This is a genomic window from Nocardia sp. NBC_01388 (genome assembly GCF_045040085.1).
In the GTDB taxonomy this organism is placed as follows: domain Bacteria; phylum Actinomycetota; class Actinomycetes; order Mycobacteriales; family Mycobacteriaceae; genus Nocardia.
Map to the genome: position 1 here is coordinate 5,859,877 of NZ_CP109553.1, position 25,578 is coordinate 5,885,454.

The 25,578-nt window shown below is 66.8% G+C and carries 22 protein-coding genes and 1 pseudogene; 10 read left to right on the forward strand and 13 right to left on the reverse strand.

Going from position 1 to position 25,578, the window contains the following annotated elements; translation table 11 throughout:
* Positions 1–47 precede the first annotated feature (47 nt).
* The 7 genes from OG716_RS28335 to OG716_RS28365 form a co-directional block, all read right to left on the reverse strand.
* Positions 48–1,733: an MFS transporter gene (locus OG716_RS28335; protein ID WP_405133659.1), complete on the reverse strand. Its 1,686-nt coding sequence runs from the start codon at positions 1,731–1,733 to the stop codon at positions 48–50.
* A 303-nt stretch (positions 1,734–2,036) separates the two neighbouring features.
* On the reverse strand, positions 2,037–2,813 hold the full coding sequence (gene pstB / locus OG716_RS28340) for a phosphate ABC transporter ATP-binding protein PstB (RefSeq protein ID WP_327143507.1): 777 nt from the start codon (positions 2,811–2,813) through the stop codon (positions 2,037–2,039).
* A gap of 18 nt (positions 2,814–2,831) precedes the next feature.
* A complete protein-coding gene (gene pstA / locus OG716_RS28345; protein ID WP_355124086.1) occupies positions 2,832–3,731 on the reverse strand; it encodes a phosphate ABC transporter permease PstA in 900 nt (299 codons plus the stop codon).
* Positions 3,728–4,699 carry a phosphate ABC transporter permease subunit PstC gene (gene pstC, locus OG716_RS28350; RefSeq protein WP_405133660.1) on the reverse strand — a complete coding sequence of 324 codons (972 nt, stop codon included), beginning with the start codon at positions 4,697–4,699 and terminating at the stop codon, positions 3,728–3,730. The genes pstA and pstC overlap by 4 nt, the downstream gene beginning before the upstream one ends.
* 116 nt (positions 4,700–4,815) lie before the next feature.
* On the reverse strand, positions 4,816–5,934 hold the full coding sequence (gene pstS / locus OG716_RS28355) for a phosphate ABC transporter substrate-binding protein PstS (protein WP_405133661.1): 1,119 nt from the start codon (positions 5,932–5,934) through the stop codon (positions 4,816–4,818).
* Positions 5,935–6,184: 250 nt separating this feature from the next.
* Positions 6,185–7,081: a mycothiol synthase gene (gene mshD / locus OG716_RS28360; protein ID WP_405133662.1), complete on the reverse strand. Its 897-nt coding sequence runs from the start codon at positions 7,079–7,081 to the stop codon at positions 6,185–6,187.
* Complete coding sequence (locus tag OG716_RS28365; RefSeq protein WP_327143502.1) at positions 7,081–7,845, reverse strand: response regulator transcription factor; 765 nt, start codon at positions 7,843–7,845, stop codon at positions 7,081–7,083. The genes mshD and OG716_RS28365 overlap by 1 nt, the downstream gene beginning before the upstream one ends.
* Positions 7,846–8,209: 364 nt before the next feature.
* On the opposite strand from OG716_RS28365, the gene OG716_RS28370 reads away from it, so the two are divergent.
* The 6 genes from OG716_RS28370 to OG716_RS28395 all read left to right on the forward strand — a co-directional run bounded on the left by OG716_RS28370 (position 8,210) and on the right by OG716_RS28395 (position 12,482).
* Entirely contained in the window at positions 8,210–9,043 is an 834-nt protein-coding gene (locus OG716_RS28370) for an LmeA family phospholipid-binding protein (RefSeq protein ID WP_405139955.1), read from the forward strand.
* The gene (locus OG716_RS28375) at positions 9,040–9,495 is read left to right on the forward strand and encodes a thioredoxin family protein (RefSeq protein ID WP_405133663.1); all 456 of its coding nucleotides are present in this window, start codon (positions 9,040–9,042) and stop codon (positions 9,493–9,495) included. Before OG716_RS28370 ends, OG716_RS28375 begins: the two co-directional genes overlap by 4 nt.
* Positions 9,496–9,756: 261 nt before the next feature.
* Positions 9,757–10,242 carry a DUF4395 domain-containing protein gene (locus OG716_RS28380; protein WP_405133664.1) on the forward strand — a complete coding sequence of 162 codons (486 nt, stop codon included), beginning with the start codon at positions 9,757–9,759 and terminating at the stop codon, positions 10,240–10,242.
* A gap of 27 nt (positions 10,243–10,269) precedes the next feature.
* Positions 10,270–11,103: a sulfurtransferase gene (locus OG716_RS28385; RefSeq protein ID WP_327143499.1), complete on the forward strand. Its 834-nt coding sequence runs from the start codon at positions 10,270–10,272 to the stop codon at positions 11,101–11,103.
* A 5-nt stretch (positions 11,104–11,108) separates the two neighbouring features.
* Positions 11,109–11,414: a DUF1416 domain-containing protein gene (locus tag OG716_RS28390; protein WP_355124076.1), complete on the forward strand. Its 306-nt coding sequence runs from the start codon at positions 11,109–11,111 to the stop codon at positions 11,412–11,414.
* 345 nt (positions 11,415–11,759) lie between these two features.
* A complete protein-coding gene (locus tag OG716_RS28395) occupies positions 11,760–12,482 on the forward strand; it encodes an FABP family protein (protein WP_405133665.1) in 723 nt (240 codons plus the stop codon).
* 406 nt (positions 12,483–12,888) lie between these two features.
* On the opposite strand, the gene OG716_RS28400 is transcribed toward OG716_RS28395, so the two are convergent.
* The 5 genes and pseudogenes from OG716_RS28400 to OG716_RS28420 all read right to left on the reverse strand — a co-directional run bounded on the left by OG716_RS28400 (position 12,889) and on the right by OG716_RS28420 (position 20,421).
* Entirely contained in the window at positions 12,889–14,583 is a 1,695-nt protein-coding gene (locus OG716_RS28400) for an ATP-binding cassette domain-containing protein (protein ID WP_405133666.1), read from the reverse strand.
* 421 nt (positions 14,584–15,004) lie between these two features.
* A pseudogene (gene cydD / locus OG716_RS28405) lies at positions 15,005–16,711 on the reverse strand (thiol reductant ABC exporter subunit CydD); the annotation flags it as partial.
* 67 nt (positions 16,712–16,778) lie between these two features.
* Positions 16,779–17,828, reverse strand: a complete 1,050-nt coding sequence (cydB, locus tag OG716_RS28410; protein ID WP_405133667.1) for a cytochrome d ubiquinol oxidase subunit II — start codon at positions 17,826–17,828, stop codon at positions 16,779–16,781.
* A 9-nt stretch (positions 17,829–17,837) separates the two neighbouring features.
* Complete coding sequence (locus OG716_RS28415) at positions 17,838–19,307, reverse strand: cytochrome ubiquinol oxidase subunit I (protein WP_405133668.1); 1,470 nt, start codon at positions 19,305–19,307, stop codon at positions 17,838–17,840.
* 184 nt (positions 19,308–19,491) lie between these two features.
* Positions 19,492–20,421 carry an aminodeoxychorismate lyase gene (locus tag OG716_RS28420; RefSeq protein WP_405133669.1) on the reverse strand — a complete coding sequence of 310 codons (930 nt, stop codon included), beginning with the start codon at positions 20,419–20,421 and terminating at the stop codon, positions 19,492–19,494.
* A gap of 270 nt (positions 20,422–20,691) precedes the next feature.
* Here OG716_RS28420 and OG716_RS28425 point away from each other — a divergent pair, with 270 nt between their 5' ends.
* The 4 genes from OG716_RS28425 (at position 20,692) to OG716_RS28440 (ending at position 23,991) form a co-directional block, all read left to right on the forward strand.
* Positions 20,692–21,801: a YgfZ/GcvT domain-containing protein gene (locus OG716_RS28425; RefSeq protein WP_405133670.1), complete on the forward strand. Its 1,110-nt coding sequence runs from the start codon at positions 20,692–20,694 to the stop codon at positions 21,799–21,801.
* Positions 21,798–22,451 (forward strand): MOSC domain-containing protein, encoded by a 654-nt coding sequence (locus tag OG716_RS28430; protein ID WP_405133671.1) that lies wholly within the window; start codon positions 21,798–21,800, stop codon positions 22,449–22,451. The genes OG716_RS28425 and OG716_RS28430 overlap by 4 nt, the downstream gene beginning before the upstream one ends.
* 145 nt (positions 22,452–22,596) lie before the next feature.
* The gene (locus tag OG716_RS28435; RefSeq protein ID WP_405133672.1) at positions 22,597–23,559 is read left to right on the forward strand and encodes an asparaginase; all 963 of its coding nucleotides are present in this window, start codon (positions 22,597–22,599) and stop codon (positions 23,557–23,559) included.
* 207 nt (positions 23,560–23,766) lie between these two features.
* Positions 23,767–23,991 carry a DUF3073 domain-containing protein gene (locus tag OG716_RS28440; protein WP_327143491.1) on the forward strand — a complete coding sequence of 75 codons (225 nt, stop codon included), beginning with the start codon at positions 23,767–23,769 and terminating at the stop codon, positions 23,989–23,991.
* Between the two features lie 308 nt (positions 23,992–24,299).
* On the opposite strand, the gene purM is transcribed toward OG716_RS28440, so the two are convergent.
* Positions 24,300–25,379 (reverse strand): phosphoribosylformylglycinamidine cyclo-ligase, encoded by a 1,080-nt coding sequence (gene purM / locus OG716_RS28445; protein WP_327143490.1) that lies wholly within the window; start codon positions 25,377–25,379, stop codon positions 24,300–24,302.
* Positions 25,380–25,578: the final 199 nt, after the last annotated feature.

Consider the following 25,578-nt stretch of genomic DNA (forward strand, 5'->3'; position numbering starts at 1 on the left):
CGCCCTCCGGCGCTCGCACACGACACGGTGCGGGCGCCGGAGGTGTATCAAGACCGGCTGATCGAATCCGCCACCGCGCCAACCTGATCGGACGACACAGCTGCCGGATCGGCTGCCGCGGTATCGTTCTCGCGCCAGCCCAGCAGTACCGACGGGAGTCGTTCGGCCCGCCACGGCAGCGCCAGCGCCACCACGATCGCGGCCACCACCAGGGTGCCCACCGCGACGTACGAGGCGGCTTGCGAACCCTCCAGGGCTGCGACCTTCATGGCGTGGATGAGATCCGCTTTCGCCGGGGCGAGTAGCGGATTCACCGGCGCTTTCACGATTTCCAGCACGCTGATCGGCGTATTGCCCGCCAATTCCTTCTGCTGCGGATTCATGATCTGCGCGGGAATCCCGGCGATCCGGCCGCTCACATGCGCGGCGTAGATCGACGTCATGATCGAACCCAGTACGGCCACGCCAAGCGCGCCACCGACCTCGCGCGTGGTGTCGTTGACCGCCGAACCCGCGCCCGCCTCGTCCAAAGGCACGGAGCCCATGATGGATTCGGTCGCCGGGCCCTGCACCACCGCGAAGCCCAGGCCCATCAGAATCATGGACACGACCACCGGTCCCACGTACTCGGTGTCGACCGTGGTGCGCCCGGCGATGTACATGGCCACCGCGAGAATGAGCAACCCGCTCACCACCATGGCCGTGGTGCCGAACCGCTGCGCCATCATGGTCGCGATCGGCGCGCCGAATCCCACCGCAACCGCGAAAGGCAATGAGTGGATGCCGAATTCGAGCGGCGTCAGCTCCTTCACACCCTGGAAGTACTGGGTGATCAGGAACAGGAAGCCGAAGGCGGCGAAGTAGGAGACGGTGATCGCCAGCGACGGCAGCGCGAACCGGCGATTGCGGAACAGCCGCATATTCAGCACCGGAGACGCCACCCGCAGCTCCCAGCCCACGAACACCGCCAGGGTGATGATCGAAAGCAGGTATCCCGCAAGGCTTTGCGCCGACAGCCAGCCGTGCTTGGGCGCCTCGATGATCGACCAGACCAGTGCGGTCACACCCACCAGCGACAGCACGATGCCGATGCGGTCCAGCCGGGCCACATGATCGGCACGCGATTCCGGAACCGTGATCAGCACTGCCGCAATGGCGATGAGCGCCACCGGGACATTGATCCAGAACACCGAATGCCAGGAGAAGTACTCCAGCAGCCAGCCGCCGATGGTCGGCCCGATGGCGACGGCCATACCGGCCATGGCCGTCCACGCCGCCACCGCCGCGGCACGCTGGCGCGGCTCGGTGAAGATATTGATCAGCAGGGCCAGGGTCGCCGGGAACACGACCGCCGCGAAGACGCCCATGCCCGCGCGGGCGGCAATGACCTGCCCCAGCCCGGAGGAGAGCGCGCCCGCCGCCGACATGACCGCCACACCGGCCAGGCCGATGACCATGAACCGCCGCCGCCCGAACCGGTCGCCGAGATGACCCATGGCGAGCAGCAGTCCCGAGAAGGCCAGCGTGAATGCGTCCACAATCCACTGCAGGCCGCTCATATCGGCCTGCAGCTGCACCGCCATCGACGGCAGCGCCACATTCACCAGCGTGTTGTCCAGCACCACAAGTAGTTCCGCGAGGCAGATCGCCACCAGAGCGGCAATCCGCCCCCGCTGACTCAACCCCGATGTTGTCGCCCGGCCGGATTCCCGGCTCGCCATTGACACCGTCATCTCGGCACCTCCTTAGTAGACCGATCGGTTTACCTACCCGAGCAGACTATCTGTGACCGAGAGTTGCACACAATCCCCCACGCCCCATATGACGCAGCCCACACCATGCACCCAAAGCAAAATGCGGCCCCGACCAAATGGTCGGAGCCGCACTGATGCGAATCACGTATGAAACGCGGCCACTGATCTCGTAAGGATCCGGGTAACTCCCGGGGTACCCCAAAATCGTTTCAGCTCCCCACCGCACCACGCGTCCTCAACAGCCAACAGGTTCGGAGAGGCGGGTCCGCGGAGGCGGATCAGCTAGCCGAAACGACCGGAGATGTAATCCTCGGTCTGCTTCGTGGACGGGTTGGAGAAGATCTTCTCGGTCTCGTCGATTTCGATGAGGCGGCCGGGCTTGCCCTGTGCCTCGAGGTTGAAGAAGGCGGTCTGATCACTCACGCGGGCAGCCTGCTGCATATTGTGCGTGACGATGACGATCGTGTACTCCTTCTTCAGCTCGGAGATCAGATCCTCGATCGCGAGCGTGGAGATGGGGTCCAGGGCGGAACACGGCTCATCCATGAGCAGCACATCCGGGGACACCGCGATGGCACGCGCGATGCACAGACGCTGCTGCTGACCACCCGAGAGTCCGCCGCCCGGCTTGTCCAGCCGGTCCTTGACCTCGTTCCAGAGGTTGGCGCCGCGCAGCGAGCGCTCGGCGACCTCGTCGAGCTCCTTCTTGCCGCGCACGCCCTGCAGCTTGAGCCCGGCCACCACATTGTCGCGAATGGACATGGTGGGGAACGGGTTCGGCCGCTGGAACACCATGCCGATGGTGCGGCGCACGCCGACCGGATCCACGGTCGCGCCGTAGATGTCCTCACCGTCGAGCAGTACCGCGCCCTCGACGCGCGCCTCCGGCGTCACCTCGTGCATGCGGTTCAGCGAGCGCAGCACCGTGGACTTACCGCAGCCCGACGGACCGATGAACGCGGTCACGGAACGCGGCAGCACGGTCAGCGACACATCCGAGACGGCGTGGAACTTGCCGTAGTAGATGTTGATGTCTTTGAGATCGATCCGCTTGGCCATCAGTCTTATCCGTTCGCTCTATCGGTTCCGCGTGAGCAGCTTGTTGACCCCGGCGGCGGCCAGGTACAGCAGCGCGATGATCAGGATCAGCGTCAGCGCCGCGCCCCAGACCCGGGCCCGGCCGGCCGGCTCCGGATTGGCCAGCTCCTGGTACATGAGCAGCGGGAGCGAAGCCATATTGCCGTTGGTGAGATCGAAATTGATCGATTTGGAGTAGCCGACCAGCACCAGCACCGGTGCGGTCTCGCCCATGACGCGCGCCACGGCCAGCAGCATGCCGCTGATCATGCCAGGCGCGGCGGTCGGAATGACGATGCGCACGATCGTTTTCCACTTCGGAACTCCGAGCGCGTACGCGGCCTCGCGCAGCTCGTCCGGCACCAGCTTGAGCATCTCCTCGGTGCTGCGCACCACCACCGGCAGCATGAGCAGCACCAGGGCCAGCGATACCGCGAAGGCGCTCTGCGGGAAGCCGAAGGTGCCGATCCACAGCGCGAAGATGAACAGCGCCGCCACGATCGACGGCACACCGGCCAGAATGTCCACCATGAAGGTGGTGGTCTTGGCCAGCCAGCCGCGACCGTATTCAACCAGGTAGACCGCGGCCATGATGCCCAGCGGCACCGCGATCACCGCGGCCACCGCGGACTGCGCGATGGTGCCGTAGATGGCGTGGTACACGCCACCCGAACTCTGTTCGGGCAGTACGCCCTTCTGCGACTTCGTCCACCAGTCCAGCGAAGCGATGGCGTGCCAGCCGTTGTCGATGACGGTGTAGAGCACCCAGAGCAGCGGCACCAGCGCCAGCAGGAAGCACGCCCACACCACACCGGTGGCGAGGTTGTTGCGAATACGGCGGCCGGGGCTGACGTGCCGGAAGGTCGGAGCCTTGACCGGCTTGTCCAGTGTGGCGGTCATCCGTTCACCTTCCCGCCGGCCACCAGCCGGGCCAGTGCATTGACCACGAAGGTCAGCGCGAACAACACGAAGCCAGCGGCGATATACGCGCCGGTCGGCAGCTTCGAGCTGAATTCCGAAGCGGCCGAAGCGATTTTGGAGGCGAAGGTATAGCCGCCGTCGAACAGCGACCACTTGCCGGCCTGCGAGGAGGTGCGCAGCACGATCAGCACCGCGATGGTCTCACCGAGCGCACGGCCGAGGCCGAGCATGGAACCCGCGATCACACCGGAGCGGCCGAAAGGCAGCACGGTCAGCCGCACGACCTCCCACTTGGTGGCGCCGAGCGCCTGCGCCGCCTCGATCTGCGAACGCGGTGTGAGACCGAACACCTCACGGCTCACCGAGGTGATGATCGGCAGGATCATCACCGCCAGCACAATGCCCGCGGTGAAGATGGTGCCGCCACCGGCAATGCTGACATTGCCGGTTTTGAACAGGAACAACCAGCTCAGGTTGTTGTTCAGGAAGGTCTGAAGCGGCTCCAGCTTGGGAGCCAGCATCAGAAATCCCCACAGACCGAACACGATCGACGGCACCGCCGCCAGCAGATCGACGACTGCCGAGAAAGGCCGCGCCAGCACCTTCGGCGAATACTGCGTCAGGAACAACGCGATACCCACTCCGATCGGCACCGCGATCACCAGCGCGAACAATGAACTCAGCACGGTGACCATCAACAGGTCCCTGATACCGAAGTGCAGATTGTTCCCGTCCGAGGTGTTGAACTCGGTGCTGGTGAAGAAGTTCGACTTGTTCGCCATCACCGAGGGCCAGGCCCGGATGAGCAGGAACAACGCGATCAGAGCGATTGCGGCGACGATGATTCCGCCGGCGGCCGTGGCTGCCGAGCGGAATGCGAACTCCGCACCGTACTTCGTCGGGGCTTTGCGCCCTATGGCCGGTTTGGTGCTGGGTTCCGTCGACATGAGCGCAGTATCCCCCGGCGTCTGGGCACGATCCTCCGGCGGGCCTATCGTGTCGGAAAGGCCCGCCGTGGATTTTTCATCGTGCACGGTCATCGTCTTTTTCTCGGATCAGTCGATCAGGAAATGGCGTTGATCGCGGTGGTGAGCTTGGCCTTGAACGAGTCCGGCAGCGGCACATAGCCCTGATCCGCCAGACCGATCTGGCCGTTGCCCACTGCCGAGGTCAGGAACGCCTTGACAGCCTTCGCGGTGTCCGCATCGCTGTACTTCGAGCAGACGATCTCGTACGTGGCCAGCATGATCGGGTAAGCGCCGCCGGTGGTGGGCTTGTAGATCGAGCTGTTGTCCAGCACCAGGTCATTGCCCTGACCGGAGACCTTGACCGCGTCGATCGCCTTGGCGGCGGTCTCCGAGGTCAGGTCCACCGGCTTCGGATCGTTCGAGGTGGCGGCGGTCAGCACGCGCACGGTCGACAGCTTCTGCGCCTTGGCGAAGGACCATTCCGTGTAAGCGATGGTGAACTTGGTGTTCGCGACAGCGGCAGTGACGCCGTCGCTCCCCTTGGCACCCTCGCCGACGCCACCCTGGAACGACTTGCCGGTGCCCTTGGTCCAACCACCCGCCGACTCCATGTACTTCTGGAAGTTGTCGGTGGTGCCGGACTCCTCGGAGCGGAACACGACGCCGATCTTGTCCGACGGAAGCTTGTCGGCCTTGGCGGTGTTGAGCGCCTTGATGTGGGCGTCATCCCAAGTGGTGATCTCACCGTCGAAGATCTTCGCCATGGTCGGCGGATCCAGGACGAGGTCGTCGATGCCCGGAACGTTGTAGGCAACCGCGATCGGGCCGAAGACGGTCGGCAGGTTCCAGGCCGGGCTGGCGCAGCGGGCGGCAGCCTTGTCGGGCTCGCCCTTCTTGGCATCCAGCGGCGAGTCGGAGCCCGCGAAATCGGTCTGGCCGCCAATGAACTCGTTCACACCGGCACCGGAACCCGAACCGGTGTAGTCCAGCTTGGCGCTGCTGCAGTTTGCCTCGTAAGCGGCGACGAAACGGTCCATCGCATTCTTCTGGGCGGTCGAACCACTGGACTTCAGCGCCGACTTCCCGCCACAGGCGACGTCGATCTTCGAGGCACCCGTAGACGAGTCGTTGTTGTCACTGCCACAGGCGGACAACGTAAGGGTGCTGGCCACTGCCAGCACGCCGAGCAGGGCGCTGCTGCGCTTGAGATTCACCAATTCCTCCGGGAATCACGTCGCACGTTCGACCCCTCAACGGTCGGACGGGCGTGATGTGGCGGCTGTTCGCTGCGAACTAGCGCACCAGGCAGCTGAATGCTGCCCAAAAGAAACGTAAGGGCGGCTGGTAGCCAACTGGACCTGGGAAGGTGAACGGGAGATGAACAACCCGGCGCGATTGCACCGCACGATATGTGACATTTGCCGCATCGTTGCAGAGCGTGCCGGTGAGTGGGACAGGGACTGGTTACGAGCCCGCCGCGTAGGCCACGTCCACATGGGCCGGTCCGAACCCGAGCTTCGTATAGGTATTCACCGCGGCGGCATTGTCGGCCTCGGTATAGAGCAGCACGGCGCCCAGTCCGCGGTCCCGGAGATAGTGCAGCCCGGCCAGCGTGAGCAGGCGTCCCAGCCCGCGACCCTGCGCCTGCGGATCGACGCCGACGACGTAGACCTCACCGATCTGCGGGTCCTCGTCGAAATGCACCTTGGTCCAATGGAAGCCGAGGATGCGATCGGGATCGGCCGGATCGAAGGCGAGGAAAAGACCCTTGGGATCGAACCAGGGTTCCGCGCGGCGCGCCTCGATATCGCGCTCGGTCCAGGCGCCCTGTTCCGGATGCCAGGAGAAGGCGGCGCCATTGACCCGCAGGATCTCGGCATCATCGGAAGGCCCGGCGTAGGTACGCAATTCGAGTCCGGCCGGAATGACCAGTTCCGGTAGCTCGGGAGTAGCCAGATCGCGTCGCATCTGCCAGAGTTCGCGCGCCACCCGCAGTCCGAGCCGAGCCGCGACCGCCTGCGCGGGCGGCAGATTCCCGTGTGCCCAGACCCGGGCGTCCGGGCCGCCGGCCGCCAGTGCGGCGGCGACCAATCCCGCGCCGAGGCCCTGCCGGCGAAAGCGCGGATCGACCGCGACCTCCGCCATGGCCGGATGTTCCCCGTGCGCCGGAGCCACATTCGCGTACCCGGCGACCGCACCGTCCCACTGCTGCACCAGATGCTCCGCCGGAACATCGGCGGCCAGGGACAGCACCGCCTGTTCCGATACCGGCGCGACACCATCCGCGGCAGTGGCCCGCTCCAGGACCCCCCGCACCTCCGCCGCGGTCTCGAAGGACAGCCGGCCGGTGCTGGAGATCATCAGATAATGCCGTTCGCCGAGGTCAATTCGGAATCGTCGGTACCGTCGGACTCGGGGAAGGCGGGCGCGGGCGCCTCGCTCTTCGCACCGCTGGCACGCGCCGGGCGCACGGCCTTGTAGCCGACATTGCGGACCGTGCCGATGAGCGATTCGTATTCGCTACCGAGCTTGGCGCGCAGCCGTCGCACATGGACGTCCACGGTGCGGGTGCCACCGAAGAAGTCGTAGCCCCAGACCTCTTGCAGCAGCTGAGCGCGGGTGAACACCCGGCCTGCATGCTGCGCGAGGTATTTGAGTAGCTCGAACTCCTTATAGGTGAGGTCGAGCGGGCGACCGCGCAGCCGGGCGGTGTAGGTGCCCTCGTCGATCACCAGCTCACCGAGGGTGATCTTGCCGGTGTTCTCCGGACTCGCGGCGCCACCGTTGCGTGCGACCAGCAGTCGCAGGCGGGCGTCCAGTTCGGCCGGACCCGTCCCGGGCAGCAGGATGTCATCCAGTCCCCAGTCCGCGTTCACCGCAACCAATCCGCCTTCGGTGAGCACCGCTACCACCGGCACCGACGATCCGGTGCTACCCAGCAAACGACACAGACCGCGCGCGGCGGCCAGATCGGTGCGGGCGTCGACCAGCGCTACATCGGCGGAACCGGCCTCGAGCAGGGACGCCACCTCGGTCGGCGCGGGCCGCACATGGTGCGGCAGCAACGCGAGCGACGGCAGCACCGCCTCGGGGTTGGGGTCGGAGGTCAGCAGGAGCAGCTCCATGGAGGGCCCTCCATCCCATCTGGCATGTGTGTGGCAACTGCTCTGTATGCCACGACTCCATGCTGGTTATCACAGGTAAGTCGGTTGCTACATTAGCGCGTCCGGACCGACGACCACGCAATCCGGGCAGCGCAACGGCCTCTGGCTATTCAGAGATCACACAGCGCGCCCTCGAGAAGGGCCGCCGCGGCGCTCGGCGACGGGCACGTCTGTCGTCGCCCGGGGCAGCGGAAGATAATGTGCCCGTATGGGTAACTCACCGGGCACGCCCGAAACCCAGCCCCGCGTCCAGCCGCCGGTCCTCGACGAGACCGCCGCGGCTGCCGTGAGCCGGCCGGAGTCACGGCGTGGCGGGCTGCGCGGAATGGCCGTCCGGAGGCTGATCATCACACTGCTCTGCCTGGCAGGGCTGGCCGTGGTGCTGGACTTCGGGGTGGCGGCGTATTCCGAGTACCGGGTGTCGCGGTTGCTACGCGACGGTTCGAATCTCAGCGCGGATCCGGAGGTCACCATCCACGGATTCCCGTTCACGGCCCAGGCGCTCGACGACGAGTACAAGAACGTCGACATTCGCGCGCGTGCCATGCGGCCCGATATCCCGGGCGAGATCATGGTCGAGGCGAATCTGAAGGGTGTGCACCTCTCGCTGCGCAATCTGGTCGACGGCCAGGTGCGCGGAGTGCCGGTGGACAATGTCGAGGCGCGCATGCGGATCGAGCCGGTCGAACTGGGACGGCTGTTCAAGATTCCCAATCTGCAGGTGTTCGGCCCGCCCGCCGACAAGTCCGACGGCACCGGCGGCTCCGGCGGTTCCGGCATGACCACCGCGGGCGCGATCATCCTGAACGGCACAATTCCCTTGTCGGACTCCGACATTCCCGCGGTACCGGGCACCAAGGGCGAGACCGTGAGCGTGCTGGCGGATCTGCGACTGGTCGACGATCAGGTCCGGATCACCGCCACCGATATCTATCGTGGGCCCGGCGCCGCCACCCAGACCAGCGACGCCTCGCCCGTCACCGTGATTCCGGAATCGGACAAGGCCCGGGTGCTGGCGCTGTTCACCCGGACCATCGATACCCGCGATCTGCCCTTCGGCGTGCACCCGCAGAAGGTGGAGGCCAGTGGCGGCCAGATCGTGGTGGAGGGCAAGGGCAGCGATGTGACCGTCGATCTGGACAGGTTGCAGCAGCCGTGATCGCGCTCGGAGTGCTCGCCGTCGTACTCGTGGCCGCCGCGGGTATCGGAATCCTGGTGCGCCGCAACGAGGGTCGTGTACGTGACAGCGCACCCGCGGTGGTCGTGCCCGAAAGCGGGCGCTCCGCACTCCTTTCCGAGGCCGGTGTGATCGCGGGCCGTCCCACGGTGCTGCATTTCTCCGCGGACTGGTGCGGTCCGTGCGCGGCCGTGCGCCGGGTGGTCGCCACTGCGGTGGCCGAACTGTCCACCGCCGCGGCTCCCCCGCTGGACCTCGAGGTGGATATCGACGCGAATCCGGCGCTGGCGCGCGAGCTGAACGTGCTGTCGCTGCCGACGACTTTCCTGCTGGACGCCACAGGGCAGGAAAGGTTCCGAATTGCCGGCGTTCCAAAAGCGCCCGATTTGCGCAGGTCACTGGCCGAATTGACGGGATCCGGCAGATCCGAGTGACCAGTATTACGGACCCCGGGTCCAATTTCCCCCGAAAATTGGGTAAACTTCCTCTCGTGCAAACCAACCTCGAGCTGATGCTCACCCGACGCCGCACAGTTGACCTGTGCCGGCTCGGTGGTTGTTGCTGCCTGTGCCGCTAGCCGGTCGGCCTTTCGCGTTCCCCTTTTCTTCGCGCCGACCGGGTGTGTCCCGCCGTATGAGAGATCGTGTCGATCCTCCGGCGAAATGACCGATAGACCTCATCGCGCAGGAGTACGCATGTCGAACCCGAATCCCACCAGGCCGCCCGCCGGGCAGGTCGATGTCCGCGGCCCGCGTTTCGCCGCCTGGATCACCACCGTCGTCCTGGCGCTCGTGCTGATCATCGCCACCTTCTCCGTTCCCGCCGCCGCGGTGCTGCTGGCCGTGCAGGCCGTGGTGTTCGCGCTCGGCGCGGCCCGGGGTCCGCGGCGCAGTCCGTACGGCCGCATCTACGCCACGCTGGTAGCGCCGCGCGTCGGCCCGCCCGCTGAGCTGGAACCTGTTGCGCCGCTGCGGTTCGCGCAGCTCGTCGGCCTGCTGTTCGCGGTGCTCGGCGTGATCGGATTCGCGGCCGGCAGCCCGGTAGCCGGTGTGATCTTCACCGGTTTCGCCTTGTTCGCGGCCTTCCTCAATGCGGCCTTCGGCATCTGCCTGGGCTGCAAGATCTACCCCCTCGCCGCACGGTTCAAGACCGTGCCAGCCTCCGCCAATTCCAACGCCTGACCCCGGCACCACCTCGAAAGGAACAACATGGCTCGCTCCGATGTCCTGGTCTCCGCAGACTGGGTCGAAGAGAACCTGAACACGCCCGGAGTCGTCCTCGTAGAGGTCGACGAGGACACCTCGGCTTACGACCTGGGCCATATCGAGGGTGCTGTCCGGCTCGATTGGAAGAAGGACCTGCAGGATCAGGTTCGTCGCGACTTCGTCAACCGCGAGCAGTTCTCCGATCTGCTCTCCACCCGCGGCATCGGCAACGATGACACCGTGGTGCTGTACGGCGGCAACAACAACTGGTTCGCGGCCTACGCCTACTGGTACTTCAAGCTGTACGGCCACCAGGACGTGAAGCTGCTCGACGGTGGCCGCAAGAAGTGGGAGCTCGACGGCCGCCCGCTGGTCAAGGATGTCGTAGTCCGCCCGGCCACCGCCTACAAGGCGAGCGAGCAGGATCTGACCATCCGCGCGTTCCGTGACGAGGCCATCAACGCCATCGGCACCAAGAACCTGGTCGACGTGCGCTCCCCGGACGAGTTCTCCGGCAAGATCCTGGCCCCGGCGCACCTGCCGCAGGAGCAGTCGCAGCGTCCCGGCCACATCCCGACCGCCATCAACGTGCCGTGGTCCAAGGCCGCGAACGAGGACGGCACCTTCAAGTCCGATGCGGACCTGGCTGCCCTGTACAAGGAAGCGGGCCTGGACGGCGAGAAGGAGACCATCGCCTACTGCCGTATCGGCGAGCGTTCCTCGCACACCTGGTTCGTGCTGCAGGAGCTGCTGGGCCACAAGAACGTCAAGAACTACGACGGGAGCTGGACCGAGTACGGCTCCCTCGTCGGTGCACCGATCGAGTTGGGAGCGTAATAAATATGTGTGCAGCACCTACCCAGGGCCAGGCCATTCCGGCCGGCGTCGACGTCGAGAAGGAGACGGTCATCACCGGCCGCGTCCTGACCGCTGACGGCCAGACCGTCGGTGGCGCGTTCGTCCGCCTGCTGGACGGCAACGGCGATTTCACCGCCGAGGTCGTGGCGTCGGGCACCGGCGACTTCCGCTTCTTCGCGGCACCGGGCTCGTGGACCATTCGCGCGCTGTCCTCGTCGGGCAACGGCACCGCCGAGCTCGCGCCGGAGGGCAACGGCATCCACAATCTGGATGTCGTCGTCGCCAAGTAACTGTCCCGCCTCCCCGGAACTTTCAGCCGGACTCAGGTGCCACAACAGTCGCGTTGGCCGCTGACGGCAACGTAGCTGGTGGGGTTAGCCGGTACCCGGTGAGTTACCCGTAGCTCGCGAGATCACGAGTTACGTTGGGCGGGAAGTCCAAACACTCGAAAACGGCCCCGGGATTCAATACCCGGGGCCGTTTCGCGTCTCCGACGCGGGGCCGTTTTCGCGTCTCCGACGCGGTGCGATTAGAATCCGATTCGTGGTGCTTACCTTCGAGATTCTGCTGGTTCTCGTCTCCGTGCTGATCGCCTGGTTCGGTCTGTACGTTCTCTACCGGCTGTTCACCGAGTCGTGAGCGAATCGGCGAGCGAGAACGTCGAACATACGGATGACGCGGCGACACGGGACGCTTCGGCGAGCCGTGACGATGCCGCGCGCGATGAGCTCGCCGCTCGCCGCAGTGGCGACCAGGCCGTGGCCGAGGCCGCCGAGCGCGCCAAGGTGACGGCGGCCGCCAACATCCCCTCGCTCCCCGACCTTCCGCTACCCATCGATACCGCGAATCTGCGGCAGGGTCCGGACCTGAGCTCCTCCATGCTCGCGCTGCTGCCCCTGGTGGGCGTGTGGCGCGGTGAGGGCGAGGGCAACGATCCCGAGACCGGCGATTACCGCTTCGGTCAGCAGATCATGGTGTCGCACGACGGTGGCGACTATCTCACCTGGGAAGCGCGTTCCTGGGTCATCGACACCGAGGGCAATTACGCGGGCCCGGATCTGCGCGAGAGCGGTTTCTGGCGGGTCGGCATCGACGGTGACGACGAGGTGCTGGAGTTGCTGCTCACGCACGCGTCCGGAATCGTCGAGCTGTTCTACGGCCAGGCCCTGACCCAGTCGTCCTGGGAACTGGCCACAGATGTGGTCATTCGCAGCCAGTCCGGCATTGTCGTGGGTGGGGCCAAACGCCTCTACGGCATTGTCGAGGGCGGCGATCTGGGTTACGTCGAGGAGCGCATCGGACCGGACGGCGCACTCGAGCCGCGCCTGTCTGCGCGCTTGAAACGCTACATCGGTTAGGTCTCTCTCCCAACGTAATTCGTGATCTCGCGAGGCGAGGGTAACTCCCGGGGCACCCCCAGAACGAAATAATGCACCGGCCCGCAGGTCCGGTGCGTAAGTCTCTCCGCGCTCACCCGCCGGCAAAAGTTCCGGAGAGGCGGCACAGCCCCCGAGCCTTATCGCGGATGCAACTCACGCGATTCCGATCGGACTAGACCGGAGACTCGGGGGCCGGGTGACTGCCTGGGATTCGCTCAGCGCTCGCGCTACGAGAATCCGTTGCAGCGGTGGCCCTTAGCGGACAGCCACCTCACGCGTCCTCGAACTAATCATTATTCGAACCACCTCCTTCCTTGTGTACAGACGAAACTAGTCGTCTGCGGGATCGGCGGCAACGTATTTTCTCGGTCCGCGAAATACCAGGTCAATGCTGGTTTGCGGGAATAAAAGTGTCGATGGAGACGGTGCCGTTCGCGGCGACCCGGACGAGGGTGTCGGCGTGGTGCTCCGGGGGAAGCTGGTGTGTGACAACCACAACGGTCCGGCCGGGGTCCACCAGGCCGCTGGAGACGTCGAGCAGGCGGCGCAGCAGATCCGCGCCCGCTTCAGCTTCCAGGTGTTCGGTGGGCTCGTCCAGCAGCAGCATGCGGGCCGGCGAGAGCAGTGCCCGCGCGAGCAGGAGCCGGCGGCGTTGACCGCCGGAAACCGCTGCCGCGCCGCCGACCAAGTCGGTGTCGACGCCGTCCGGAAGCGAGTCCAGCCAGTCACCGGCTCCGACTGCGCGCAGGGCGTTTTCGGCCTCCGGCGCGGTGATGTCGCCGCGTGCGACCCGCAGGTTTTCCAGGACCGTGGTGCCGAAGAGGTGGGCGTCCTCGGCGAAGAAGGTGATGCCGGGGCGGGGGGTGTCGAACAGACCGGCCCAGGACATGAGCAGGGTGGTCTTGCCCGCGCCGCTGGGGCCGGTGACGGCAATGCGGCGCCCCTCCGGGAGCGATGGGAGATCGAGTGCGGGATCGGCGGATTCGGACTGTTCGAGGCGGGCCAGGCGGTGCAGGGCCGCGCGGCCGGTGGTGAGGGCCTGCGCGGCGGCCGGGAGCACCGCGACCGCTTCGAAGGCGGACAGCGGGACCAGCACCAGGACCGCGAAGGCCATCGGCGTGATGCCGCCGGGCGATATCGTCTGGAACCCCTTGAAGGCGAGGCCGGAACCGTTGCCGTACAGCGCGATTCCGATCAGCAGTGACCCCAGCACGCTCGCGCCGATGGCGAGCGGCAGCACCGAGGCCGACCAGGCGCTGCGCGCGGCGGCCCGGTCCTCGGCGGCGACCGCGCGCTGCCCCGCCCGCCCGGCCGTCGCGACCGCCTCGGAAAGGCGTCCGGCGACCCGCAATTCGGGTGCGTGATCGAGAACCGTCAATGCCTCGGCGGTGAATTCGGTGCGGTCGGCGCGCACGGCCACCTCGGCCTCGCTCGCGGCGCGCGCCGACATCCAGGGCGCGATGATCCCGGAAACCGCCAGCGCCGCAGCGAGAATGACGGCGGCAGGCACCGAGATGCTCGCCAGCAGCCCAATCGCGAGCACCGAAATCACCAGCGCCACCACAATGGGAACAAGCGCCCGCACCACCACGGCGCCGAGATCATCGATATCGGCGCCGACCCGGCCCAGCAGCTCACCCCTCCGCAGTTGCGTCGGATCACCCTGCCGCACAGTGCCTTCGGCCTGCGAATCGCTTCCGGCGCTCGGTGCCGCGGCGTTCGACGCCGCGCTCTCGCCGGTCCGCCGCGGCCGCCAGACATCCGCCGCGGCAAGCGTGCCGTAGGTCGTGGTGCGCGCCAGACTCATCGACCGCAGCGCCACATCATGCGTGGCCAGCCGCTCCAGATACCGGCACAGCCCACGCGAAATACCCAGCGCCCGCACCGTCACCACCGCAATGCTCAAGTCCAGTACCGGCGGCATCTCCCAGGCCCGAGCAATCAGCCACGCCGCCAGCGCGGCCAGCCCGAGCCCACTCCCCAGTGCCGCCACCCCCCAGGCGACCGATAAAGCCATCCGCCCCCGCGACAACTCGAGCAGCCCCCGAATCCGCCGGAAATCCGCCAGCACCCCACTCATCGCACACCCACTTCAGAGTTATCCACAGCGATCCCCAGCGAGACGGCCGCCGCTGCCGCGATGACATGGATCACGCCTCGAATCCGTCGGCATCCGGCCGGTGCGGCGCTCATCGAGCCCCCACCTCCGACTTATCCACAGACGTCCCCAGGCCACTCGCGTCGGGCGGTCCTGCCGCCGGGCGAGGCGAGTGGGCCACGCTCAGCACACAATCAGCGGCGGCCGGCGCATCCAGTTCGCCGGGCGTCGCGGATTCCCCGCGAGCTGCGGGGTGCACACCCGCGGCTGTGTCCACCGCAGCAGGTTCTGGAGCGCCGCCATCACCGCCGGCTTCGTCGCCGGGTACGCCTGCGTCGTTCGGATGCGTGGCGGCGCTGACAAGCGACTTCTGCGAGAGGGCAGCAGGCTCCGATTGTGTTGCCGCGGAAGTGGCGTGGACAGGGACAAGGTGGTCGGCGATGGCGAGGATGGCGGGGCGGTGGCCGACTATCACTACGGTGACGCCGGCTCGGGCTCGGGCGATCAGTGCCTGTAGGACGCTCGCTTCGGCGGCTGGGTCCAGGTGGGCGGTGGGTTCGTCGAGGAGGAGGACGGAGCGGTCGGCGGCCAGGGTGCGGGTGAGGGCCAGGCGCTGGCGCTGGCCGAGGGAGAGGCCGATGCCGCCGGTGCCGACCAGGGTGTTCCAGCCGTCGGGCATTTCCGCCAGGACGGTGTCGAATCCGGTTGCGCGGCAGGCTTCGTCGAGTTGGGCGGGGTCGGCGGGCGGGCCGAGGAGTTCGAGATTGGCGCGGAGGGTGCCGGGGACCAGCACGGGGCGCTGCGGCAGCCAGGCCAGGCGGGACCACCACTGCTCGGGGTCCAGGGCGGGAACGGGGGTGCCGTCCACCAGGGCTTCGCCCGCGTCGGGGGTGATGAGACCCAGGATCGCCTGCAGCGCGGTGGATTTACCGCTGCCGTTCGGGCCGGTGAGCACGGTGACCGCGCCGGGGCGCAGCACCGCGGAGAGTGAATCGGGTGCGGCGCCCTCGCGTGCCGTGACGGACAGGTTCCGAATCTCGATGCGGCCGTGGAATTCCCGGTCGGTGCGCACACCGGCCTTCGGGCGATCCGCGGTGGCGTTCGTCTCGGCCTGTGGGTCGAGCACCGCGAAAGCCTTTTCGGCGGCGGCCATTCCGTCCTGAGCCGCGTGGAAGCGCTCCCCCACCGCACGCAGCGGCAGATACACCTCGGGTGCGAGGATGAGTGCCAGCAGCCCGGCGTGCAGGCCCATATCGCCGTACACCAGGCGCAGGCCGATGGAGACCGCGACCAGCGCCACGGACAGCGTGGCCAGGGCCTCCAGCACCATCGAGGACAGGAATGCCATGCGCAGTGCGGCCATGGTGCGCCGATGCAGGTCGTCGCCGAGGTCGCGAACACGGTGCCGCATGGTGGTGCGGGCGGCGTCCTCGTCCGCCGGATCGGCGTGGCCGCTCTCGCGGCCCAGCGCCCGCAGGGTCGGCATGCCCGCGAACAGATCCAGCAGTTGATCCGACAGCCTGGTGGTGGCCGCCAGGGTCTCCTTGGCCCGCCCCTGCGTGAGCAGCCCGATGAGGATCATGAAGACCGGAATCAGCGGCAGGGTGATCACGATGATCAGCCCGGAGACCCAGTCGTGAACGGCGATGACCGCCAGCACGATCGGCGGCACCAGCACCGAAAGCAGCAGTGCGGGCAGGTATCCGGCGAGATAGGCGCGTAGCCCGTTCAGCCCGGAGCCGACCACGACGGCCAATTCCGTACGGCGCCGCTCCAATTCGCGGGGCGGCAGCCCGGCCCCGGCGCGCAGGACTGCGGTCTCCAGCTCGGCGACCACCTTCGCCCCGGCCCGGTGCGCGAGCCGGGACTGCCACCAGGTGGCGGTGACCCGGCACAGCACCGCGATGGCGAAGATCACCAGTTCGACTGTCCACGAGCCGATATGGCGCCGGGACGGATCGGTGACGACTCCGGCGAGGACCCGCGCCAGGGCCAGGGCCGCGATCACGATGCAACTCGTGATCATCAGCGACAGGCCGACGCTCAGCGTGAGATATGTGCGTGCCGAGCGAGCGTACCGCCACAGGCGCGGGTCTACCGGTCGTGCCATCTCTTCGGTTCCGTACTGTCGGATTCAGTGTCGAAATAACTGCGCGCCGAAATAACCGCGGGCCGAGCTAGCCGCGCGGTGCTCCCATCGGCAGTCCGATCGGCGCCGGAATCTGCTCGATGGTGAGGCGCTGCCGGAAGACCCAGTACGACCAGGCCTGATAGACCAGCACCACCGGAACCATGGCCACCGCCACCCAGCTCATGACGACCAGCGTGTAGTGCGTGGAGGACGCCGAGATAGTGCCGCCGCGACCGTCCACACTGAGGCTGAAGGCCGAATCGATGGTGGAGGGCAGCACATTCGGGAAGAGCGACCCGAACAGCAGCACCGTGGCCCCGATGATGGTGAGCGCGGTACCGGCGAAAGCCCAGCCGTCGCGGCCCTGGGTCGCCGCGAATCCCGCGACCAGCAGCCCGATCACGGCCAGTACCAAGGGAATCCAGGTCCAGCCCTTACCGTAGGCGAGCTGGGTCCAGATGCCGAAGGCCGCCACCACCACGGCGGTGGGCACGAACAGCTTGCGCACCAGCGCCTGTGCCTCGTCGCGCACCTCGTTACCGGTCTTCAGCACGATGAACAGCGCACCGTGCAGCAGGAACAGCAGCAGTGTGGTGAGCCCGCCGAGCAGTGCGTACGGGTTCAGCAGGTCGAGCAGATTGCCGCCGATCTGCCTGTGCTCGTTGAGCTTTACGCCGCGCACGATATTGGCGAAGGCCAATCCCCAAGCGAGGGCGGGGATCCAGGAGCCGAGCCCGATGCCGATATCGCAGCCGAGCCGCCAGCGGTCGTCGTCGATCTTGCTGCGCCATTCGATGGCGCAGGCGCGGGCGATCAAGCCGACCAGGATCAGCAGCAGCGCCAGGTAGAACCCGGAGAACAGGCTGGCGTACCACTCGGGGAAGGCCGCGAACAGCGCGCCGCCGGCGGTGAGCAGCCACACCTCATTGCCGTCCCATACGGGACCGATGGTGTTGAGCACCACGCGCTTTCGCACTTCGGAACCCCGGCCCAGGATCGGCATGAGCATGCCGACCCCGTAGTCGAAGCCCTCCAGCACGAAGTAGCCGGTGAACAGCACCGTGATCAGTAGAAACCAGAATTCGGGGAGACTCATCCTGGGCTCCTAGTAGGCGAAGGAAAGCTTGTCGACGTTGTCCCCGGTCATGCGCGGGGTGTCCGGGGCCGGCTGTTCCGGGCCCTCGATCACATAGCGGCGCATGAGGTAGAACCAGGCGACCGCGAGCAGGCCGTAGAGCAGCGTGAAGACGACCAGCGAGGTGACGATGGTGCCCGCTGTCACGCCGGAGACGCCCTGCTGCACCGTCAATCGGATGTGCGGGTCACCGGTCGGATTGGGTGCGACCACCCAGGGCTGGCGGCCCATCTCGGTGAAGATCCAGCCGGAGATATTGCCGAAGAACGGCGTCAGGATGCAGAGCAGCGACAGCCAGGAGAACCACCGTTGATTCGGCACCCGGCCGCCCCTGGTGACCCAGAATCCGACCAGCGCCAACAGGAGTGAGCCGGCCATGAGGCCGATCATCGCCCGGAAGGTCCAGTAGGTGACGAACAGGTTGGGCCGGTAGTCGCCGACGCCGTACTTCTCGTTGTACGACAGCTGCAGATCCTTCACGCCGTCGAGCGTCACGCCGGTGAATTTGCCCTCGGCCAGCCACGGCAGCGCGTACGGCACCTCGATGAGGTGGGTGACGCTGTCGCAGTTGTTGTGGGTGCCGATGGTGAGGACCGAGAAGTCCGGATCGGTTTCGGTGTGGCACAACGATTCCGCCGACGCCATCTTCATGGGCTGCTGTTTGAACATGAGCTTGCCCTGGACATCGCCGGTGAAAACCAGTGCGACAGCGGCGACCAGGACAACGTACAGGCCGAGCCGGGCGGCCGGGCGCCACATGGTGCGGGCCTCTTCGGTCGGCGCGAGATTGCCGGTGGTCTCCACCTGCCGGGCCTTGCGGACCATCCACCAGCCCGCGACACCGGCCACGAAGGTGCCCGCGGTGAGGAAGGAACCGGCGATCACGTGCGGGAAGGCGGCGACCGTGGTGTTGTTGCCGAGCACCGCCCAGATGTCGTGCAGCTCAGCGCGTCCGGTCTTCGGGTTGTATTCCGCACCGACCGGGTGCTGCATGAACGAGTTGGCCGCGACGATGAAGTACGCCGAGGCATTGGTGCCGATGGCGACCAGCCAGATGCAGGCCAGGTGCACCTTTTTCGACAGCCGGGTCCAGCCGAAGATCCACAGGCCGAGGAAGGTCGACTCCATGAAGAACGCGACCAGCGCCTCCATGGCGAGCGGTGCGCCGAACACATCACCGACGAAGCGGGAGTATTCGCTCCAGCTCATTCCGAACTGGAATTCCTGCACGATGCCGGTGGCGACGCCGAGCGCGAAATTGATCAGGAACAGCTTCCCGAAGAATTTGGTGAGGCGGTACCAGTGTTCTTTGCCCGTAATCACCCATGCGGTCTGCATGCCCGCTACCAGTGGTGCGAGACCGATGGTGAGCGGCACGAAGATGAAGTGATAGACGGTGGTGATTCCGAACTGCCAGCGCGCTAGATCCACGACGCTCATCCGACCTCCAGCCGATCTACGACATGACGTAGTACATGACAGTACGCCCTACGGACTTCAGATCAACATGTGCCGCGCCACAGTACGCCACAAATTAGCTGGAATGTGATACCGCGCTCCCTGCGCGCCCGGACACCGCCCTCCGACATGGCGATGACCGGGTTCGAACACCGAGGAATACGGTCTACCAGTCGGCAGCGCTGCCGGGCAGCGCGATGCCGCGATCCACCAGCGCCGCGATCTCGGGGGCATTCTCCGGAGCCGACAAACGTAGTCCGTCCAGCGATTTCACCCGGGCCGCCAGGGTCACGCTCGACAGCATCCAGACACTGTCCGCGGTGATCAGGTCGGCGGTGAACAGCGGCTCGTAGCGGCAGTCCCAGCCCGCCTTCTCGGCCTGCACGTACAGCGCGCGCTGTGTGGTGCCGGGTAGGACGCCATTGCGGGCGGGCGGCGTGACCAGCTGATTACCGCGTGCCACAACCACTGTCGAGCGCGGACCCTCCAGCACCCGGTTCTCGGTGCTGGTGAAGATCACGTCATCGGCGTTCATACGCTGGGCGAAGCGCAGCGCTGCCATATTCGTTGCGTACGAGAGGGTTTTGGCGCCGAGCAACTGCCAGGGCGCGGCCTGCGCGAGATCGATGGAGATGCCGCGCGAGAGGGTGATGACCGAAACGCCTTCGGCGCGAGCGGTTTCGACACGCGCGTGCACCGGGACGACCAAAACGTAACCGGTAGTGGCGGGTTCGGAACCGGAAAGACCGCCACCCGCATTAGCTGATGATTTGCTATCCGCTTTCGCGTGATCGCTGTCACGCCCGCGGGTGAGCACCATCCGCAGTAATCCCTCGCGCTCGGCGCCCCACTCCTCGGCCGCCAGTTCCACCGCGAACCGCCACGCCTCGAGATCCGGCGCGGGCAGTTCCAAGGCCTCCGCCGAGCGGCGTAGTCGGGCCAGATGCAACTCCAGCGCACAGGGCGTACCACCCCGGACCAGCACCGTCTCGAAAATGCCGTCACCACGCAGTGCGCCGATATCGTCCGCATAAAGAAGCGGCGCGTCCGGATCCCGGATCGCGCCGTCGATAGTCACCAAAACCCGTTCCACCATGCAGGCGAGCCTAGGACAGCCGCCACAATATTGAGCGATATCCGGCCACTGTGCCTATTTGCCCTCCGCTTCGCTCCGGGCGGGGTCGCGGCCCCTGGTCCCGGTTCTTCCCTCCCTCCGCTCCTCCGCTTCGCTCCCCCGCTCCACTCAGTCCAGAACCGGGACGGCCGCGACCTTCGGGTGGTGTCGCTTAACACACTCGACGAGGTCACGGCCCTGCACGCGACCGGGCGAGCGGACGGCGTCTGTAGGTCACGCTAGGGTGGGGTGGTGTCCTTCGAGGTAGCACCCAGTCCGATTCTGCAGGTTCCAGGGGCTGTCGCGGGGCCGCCCGAGTCACCGGATGCGGCGGTCGCGTGGCATTACGGGGATCCACTGGGTGAACAGCGCGCCGCGGTTCAGCGCGCGGCAGTGGTGGACAGATCGCATCGATTCGTCATCAGCATCACCGGTAAAGAGCGCCTGACCTGGCTGCACACCATCTCCAGTCAGGCCGTGGCCGATCTGCGGGACGGACAGTCCGCCGAGAATCTGGACCTGGATCTGAACGGCCGGGTGCTGCACCACTTCGTGCTCACCGAGCTGGACGGCACGGTGTGGATCGATACCGAGGCCGAGCGCGGGCCGGATCTGCTGAGCTTCCTGCAGAAGATGGTCTTCTGGGCGGACGCCAAACCCGAAGCCGCTCCCGACCACGCGCTGCTGACCCTGCTGGGTCCGCGCGTGACCGCTGAAACCCTGGGCATCCCAAGCCTTCCCGAGGTCTATCAGGCGGCGGCGCTGCCCGGCGGCGGTTTCGTCCGCCGGATGCCCTGGCCCACGACCGATTCTTTCGACCTGCTCGTCCCCCGCGCCCAGCTGGTCAGCTGGTGGACGCGGCTGCGGGACGCCGGGGTGGAGGCCGCCGGCAGCTGGACCTTCGAGGCGCTGCGGGTGGCGGCACTACGCCCGCGCATCGGCATCGACACCGATGACCGCACCATTCCGCACGAGGCGAACTGGGTCGGCGGCATCGACGAGCACGGAGCCGTGCACCTGAACAAGGGCTGCTACCGCGGTCAGGAGACGGTGGCCCGCGTCCACAATCTCGGCAAGCCCCCGCGAAATCTGGTGCTGCTGCACCTGGACGGCTCCGCCGACTCCCGCCCGGCACCCGGTGACGCGGTGACGGCCGGCGGTCGCGCCGTGGGCGTGCTGGGCACCGTGATCGACCACTACGAACTCGGCCCGATCGCGCTGGCGCTGGTCAAACGCAATGTCCCCGCGGACACCCCGCTCGAGGCGGGCCCGTGCGCGGCCTCGATCGATCCGGATTCCGTTCCCGCGCACGATGAACCGCAGGCCGGCCGGCTCGCCGTCGAAAGGCTGCGCGGCCGATGAACGCACTCGCCGGCCGAGTGCTCGCCGTGTGTGTGGTGCACGAGGAACTCGAGGACGCCGGGCGAGTGGGTCGCACCGCCATCGACAAACGTCCGGTGCCGCACCGGGTTCCGGTGCGGGCGCTGGGTCTCGAGGGTGATCACGTCTGCGATACCGAACATCACGGCGGCGTCCATCAGGCCGTCTACGCCTATGCCGAGGAGGACGCGCAGCGCTGGGCGGCCGAATTGGACCGCGAGCTCACGGTCGGCTGGTTCGGCGAAAACCTGCGCATCAGCGGCATTCCGGTGAGCGATGTGGTGCTCGGCAGTCGCTGGGCCATCGGCGACACCGTGCTGGAGGTGTCCGCACCGCGCGTGCCGTGCGCCACCTTCCAGCGCTGGACCGGTGAGCAGCAGTGGGTGAAAAGGTTCACCGCACAGGCGAATACGGGCGCCTATTTCCGGGTACTGACGGAGGGCACCATCGGCGCGGGCGACGAGGTGCGGCTGGTGCACCTGCCCGCGCACGGCGTCACCGTGCGCGAACTGTTCGCCGGCGCCGATATGGCACGCCTGGATCTACTGCTGGAGACCGAGCCGACCATCTCCGACGATGTGCGCATGCAGATCGACCGCCATCGCCGCCGCCACGTAGGAGCAAGCCGATGAAAGAGAGTCCGCTTCAAGCGCATACACCCAGTTCGCGGCCCGGCTCGGTTCTGGAGCGACGAAGCGAGGGAGCGCAGCGACTGAGTGCAGGAGTGAAGAACCGAGCTTGCGGGGCCGCGAACAGCCGGAGCGGAGCGGAGGCAAAATGAGCACAGATCTGGTCGAGGTGGTGCGCTCCGGTTTCCGGGAGTGCGTGCATCGCGGTTCCGCGATCGTGCTGCGCCCCGGCGGTGAGCCGCTGGTCTCGGCCGGCGAGGTGCACCTGCCGATCTTCCCGCGCTCCACCAATAAGCCGCTGCAGGCGCTCACCCTGCTGCGCAATGGTTTCGAGCCGTTCGACGAGGCCGAACTGGCCATCACGACCGCCTCGCATTTCGGCGAGGCCGATCACGTGGAGCTGGTGCAGCGGCTGCTGGACCGCTTCGGTTTCACCGAGGATCAACTGGAGTGCCCGCCCGATCTGCCGTTCGAGGACCAGGCGCGCGCGCAGGTCCTCGCGGGCTCGGACCGCGGTAAGGCCGCCCGCCGGATCTTCATGAACTGCTCCGGCAAGCATGCCGCCATGCTCGCCACCTGCAAGATCAACGATTGGCCGACCACCGGCTACCTGGATATCGGGCATCCGCTGCAGCGGGCTGTGCTGCAGACGATCACCGAGCTCACCGGTGAGCCGGAGACCGATCTCGGCATCGACGGCTGCGGGCTGCCGATCGTCCCGGTCTCCCTGGTGAATCTGGCCCGCGCCTACGCCACTCTCGCGACGGCGCCCGAAGGTAGTCCGGAACGCCGGATCGCGGACGCGATTCGCGCGTATCCGCGAGTGATTTCCGGCACGGACGGGCCGGATTTCCGGGTGATGACGGCGACGCCCGGACTGGTCTGCAAGATCGGCGCGGACGGCGTGCACGCGGGTGCGCTGCCCGACGGCAGCGCCTTCGCCTACAAAATCGATGACGGCGCGGATCGCGCCCGGCTGCCGCTGACCCTCGCGCTCTTGCAGCGTATGGGTATCGAATGGTCCGGCGAGCACGCGGAACTGGCGGCGCCGGCGGTGCTCGGGGGTGGCGCTCGGGTGGGCATCATCCGGGCTGTTCCGGGGGTGCTGTAGCTCCGCCCGTCTCGTTCACAACCCGGTCCCACGCGGCCCCGGGCCGCCCTTCGCGACGGCGCCGGGAGGCACTTCCATGGTTTCTGCCCCACTCCTGGAAGCGAGACCGCCTGACACACGCTAAAGTGTCTGTCAGGAAGATTATTAATTCGAACGGGGCCGCCAAACCACCCCAGGCCGCCCCGCAGTGACGCGAGGGGGTCAGCCATGGGCCGTGGCCGGGCTAAGGCAAAGCAGACCAAGGTGGCGCGCGAGCTCAAGTACAGCTCAGCGCCCACCGACTTCAAGAACCTTCAGCGCGAGCTGTCGGGGAGTGAGCTGTCGGGGAGTCCCTCCGACTTGCCGCGAAGCGGTGTGCTTTCCGACGAGCACGACGCGAAGGACTCGCAGTCGAGCTGGGACGAAGACGACTACGACGACTGGCGCCGCTGACTCGGATTGATCGACGTACCAAGGGGAGGCCGTAGTGGTCTCCTTCTTCGGCACTGCGATGTCACCGAGGCTCCGACGGTATATCTGAAGGATTGCTGATCAAAGCGTCCCGTCCGCATGGACGGGACGTCGATGTGTGTTCTGTACTCGCACACCGGAATTGCGCGCTCTCGGCATTCCGGCCTCGGCGGTCCCGAAAGTGGCGGGGCTGCAACGACATCGGGCATTCCAGACATAAAGCTCGGCCCCGGTCACTCCTAGGAGTGACCGGGGCCGTTGCTGTCGGTTCGTCAGAAGCTGTCGGTTCGTCAGAAGCGCGGGTGATCGCCCAGCAGCACGGCGCGCGGGGCGTCGGCGTCCTTGGCCTTCTTCACCGTGCCCAGCGTCCAGCAGTCGATATGGCGGGCGGTGAGCACCGCGAGCGCGCGATCGGCATCCTCGGGCGCCACGATGGCGACCATGCCGACGCCCATATTGAAGGTCTTCTCCATCTCGTCGCGCTCCACGCGGCCGCGCTGCGCGATCAGCTTGAAGACCGGAGCCGGGCTCCAGGTGCCGCGGTCCAGCTCGGCCACCAGGCCGGCCGGGAGCACGCGGGCCAGGTTGTTGGCCAGGCCGCCGCCGGTGACGTGCGAGAAGGTCCGCACATCGGTCTCGGCGATCAGGGCCAGGCAGTCCTTGGCGTAGATCTTGGTCGGCTCGAGCAGCTCCTCGCCGAGGGTGCGCCCGAACTCCTCGACATGCCCGGACAGCTGCATGCGGTCGATATCCAGCAGCACCTTGCGGGCCAGGCTGTAGCCATTGGAGTGCAGGCCCGAGGAGCCCATGCCGATGATGACGTCGCCGGGGCGCACGCGGTCGGGACCGAGGACCGCGTCGGCTTCCACCACGCCGACGCCGGTGCCGGAGATGTCGTAATCGTCGGCGCCCATCAGGCCCGGGTGCTCCGCGGTCTCACCACCGAGCAGGGCGCAGCCGGCCAGGATGCAGCCTTCGGCGATGCCGGAGACGATCTGGGCGACGCGCTCCGGGACAACCTTGCCGACAGCGATGTAGTCCTGCAGGAACAGCGGTTCCGCGCCACACACCACCAGATCGTCGACGACCATGGCGACCAGGTCCAGGCCGACGGTGTCGTGCTTGTCCATGGCCTGGGCGATCGCGATCTTGGTGCCGACGCCGTCGGTGGAGGCAGCCAGCAGCGGCTCCTTGTATCCACCCTTCAGCGCGAACAGTCCGGCGAAACCGCCGAGTCCACCCTGAACCTCGGGCCGGCTGGCCTTCTTGGCCAGCGGTGCGAACAGTGCTACTGCGCGGTCGCCGGCTTCGATATCCACTCCGGCCGCCGCGTAGGAAGCACCGGCGCCACTGGGTGTCTGTTCAGTCATTGTCGGGGAGAGCTCCAAGCCGAATCGGGGTGGATAGATGCCTATTGAGACTAGCCGATCCGCCTTCCCGGAACTTAAGCGCACAGTCTGGGAGCCGTTGACCGTTGGGGACGCGTACCAGCGGTTTGGTGAAACCAACCATCTTGGACGTTCCCGAGGAGTTACCCCGATCCTTGCGAAATCAGTCGTCGCCTTCGGG

Bases quoted from the DNA above. Each gene is read 5' to 3' on its own strand.
- pstA (WP_355124086.1), bottom strand. From the start codon at position 3,731: ATGACCGCCACACTGGACAAGCCGGTCAAGGCTCCGACCTTCCGGCAC.
- OG716_RS28380 (WP_405133664.1), top strand. From the start codon at position 9,757: ATGTCGAACCCGAATCCCACCAGGCCGCCCGCCGGGCAGGTCGATGTC.
- pstB (WP_327143507.1), bottom strand. From the start codon at position 2,813: ATGGCCAAGCGGATCGATCTCAAAGACATCAACATCTACTACGGCAAG.
- OG716_RS28435 (WP_405133672.1), top strand. From the start codon at position 22,597: ATGAGCACAGATCTGGTCGAGGTGGTGCGCTCCGGTTTCCGGGAGTGC.
- OG716_RS28400 (WP_405133666.1), bottom strand. From the start codon at position 14,583: ATGAGTGGGGTGCTGGCGGATTTCCGGCGGATTCGGGGGCTGCTCGAG.
- OG716_RS28415 (WP_405133668.1), bottom strand. From the start codon at position 19,307: ATGAGCGTCGTGGATCTAGCGCGCTGGCAGTTCGGAATCACCACCGTC.
- OG716_RS28420 (WP_405133669.1), bottom strand. From the start codon at position 20,421: ATGGTGGAACGGGTTTTGGTGACTATCGACGGCGCGATCCGGGATCCG.
- pstC (WP_405133660.1), bottom strand. From the start codon at position 4,699: ATGTCGACGGAACCCAGCACCAAACCGGCCATAGGGCGCAAAGCCCCG.
- OG716_RS28365 (WP_327143502.1), bottom strand. From the start codon at position 7,845: ATGGAGCTGCTCCTGCTGACCTCCGACCCCAACCCCGAGGCGGTGCTG.
- mshD (WP_405133662.1), bottom strand. From the start codon at position 7,081: ATGATCTCCAGCACCGGCCGGCTGTCCTTCGAGACCGCGGCGGAGGTG.
- OG716_RS28440 (WP_327143491.1), top strand. From the start codon at position 23,767: ATGGGCCGTGGCCGGGCTAAGGCAAAGCAGACCAAGGTGGCGCGCGAG.
- OG716_RS28430 (WP_405133671.1), top strand. From the start codon at position 21,798: ATGAACGCACTCGCCGGCCGAGTGCTCGCCGTGTGTGTGGTGCACGAG.
- OG716_RS28370 (WP_405139955.1), top strand. From the start codon at position 8,210: ATGGCCGTCCGGAGGCTGATCATCACACTGCTCTGCCTGGCAGGGCTG.
- OG716_RS28390 (WP_355124076.1), top strand. From the start codon at position 11,109: ATGTGTGCAGCACCTACCCAGGGCCAGGCCATTCCGGCCGGCGTCGAC.
- cydB (WP_405133667.1), bottom strand. From the start codon at position 17,828: ATGAGTCTCCCCGAATTCTGGTTTCTACTGATCACGGTGCTGTTCACC.
- OG716_RS28335 (WP_405133659.1), bottom strand. From the start codon at position 1,733: ATGACGGTGTCAATGGCGAGCCGGGAATCCGGCCGGGCGACAACATCG.
- OG716_RS28385 (WP_327143499.1), top strand. From the start codon at position 10,270: ATGGCTCGCTCCGATGTCCTGGTCTCCGCAGACTGGGTCGAAGAGAAC.
- purM (WP_327143490.1), bottom strand. From the start codon at position 25,379: ATGACTGAACAGACACCCAGTGGCGCCGGTGCTTCCTACGCGGCGGCC.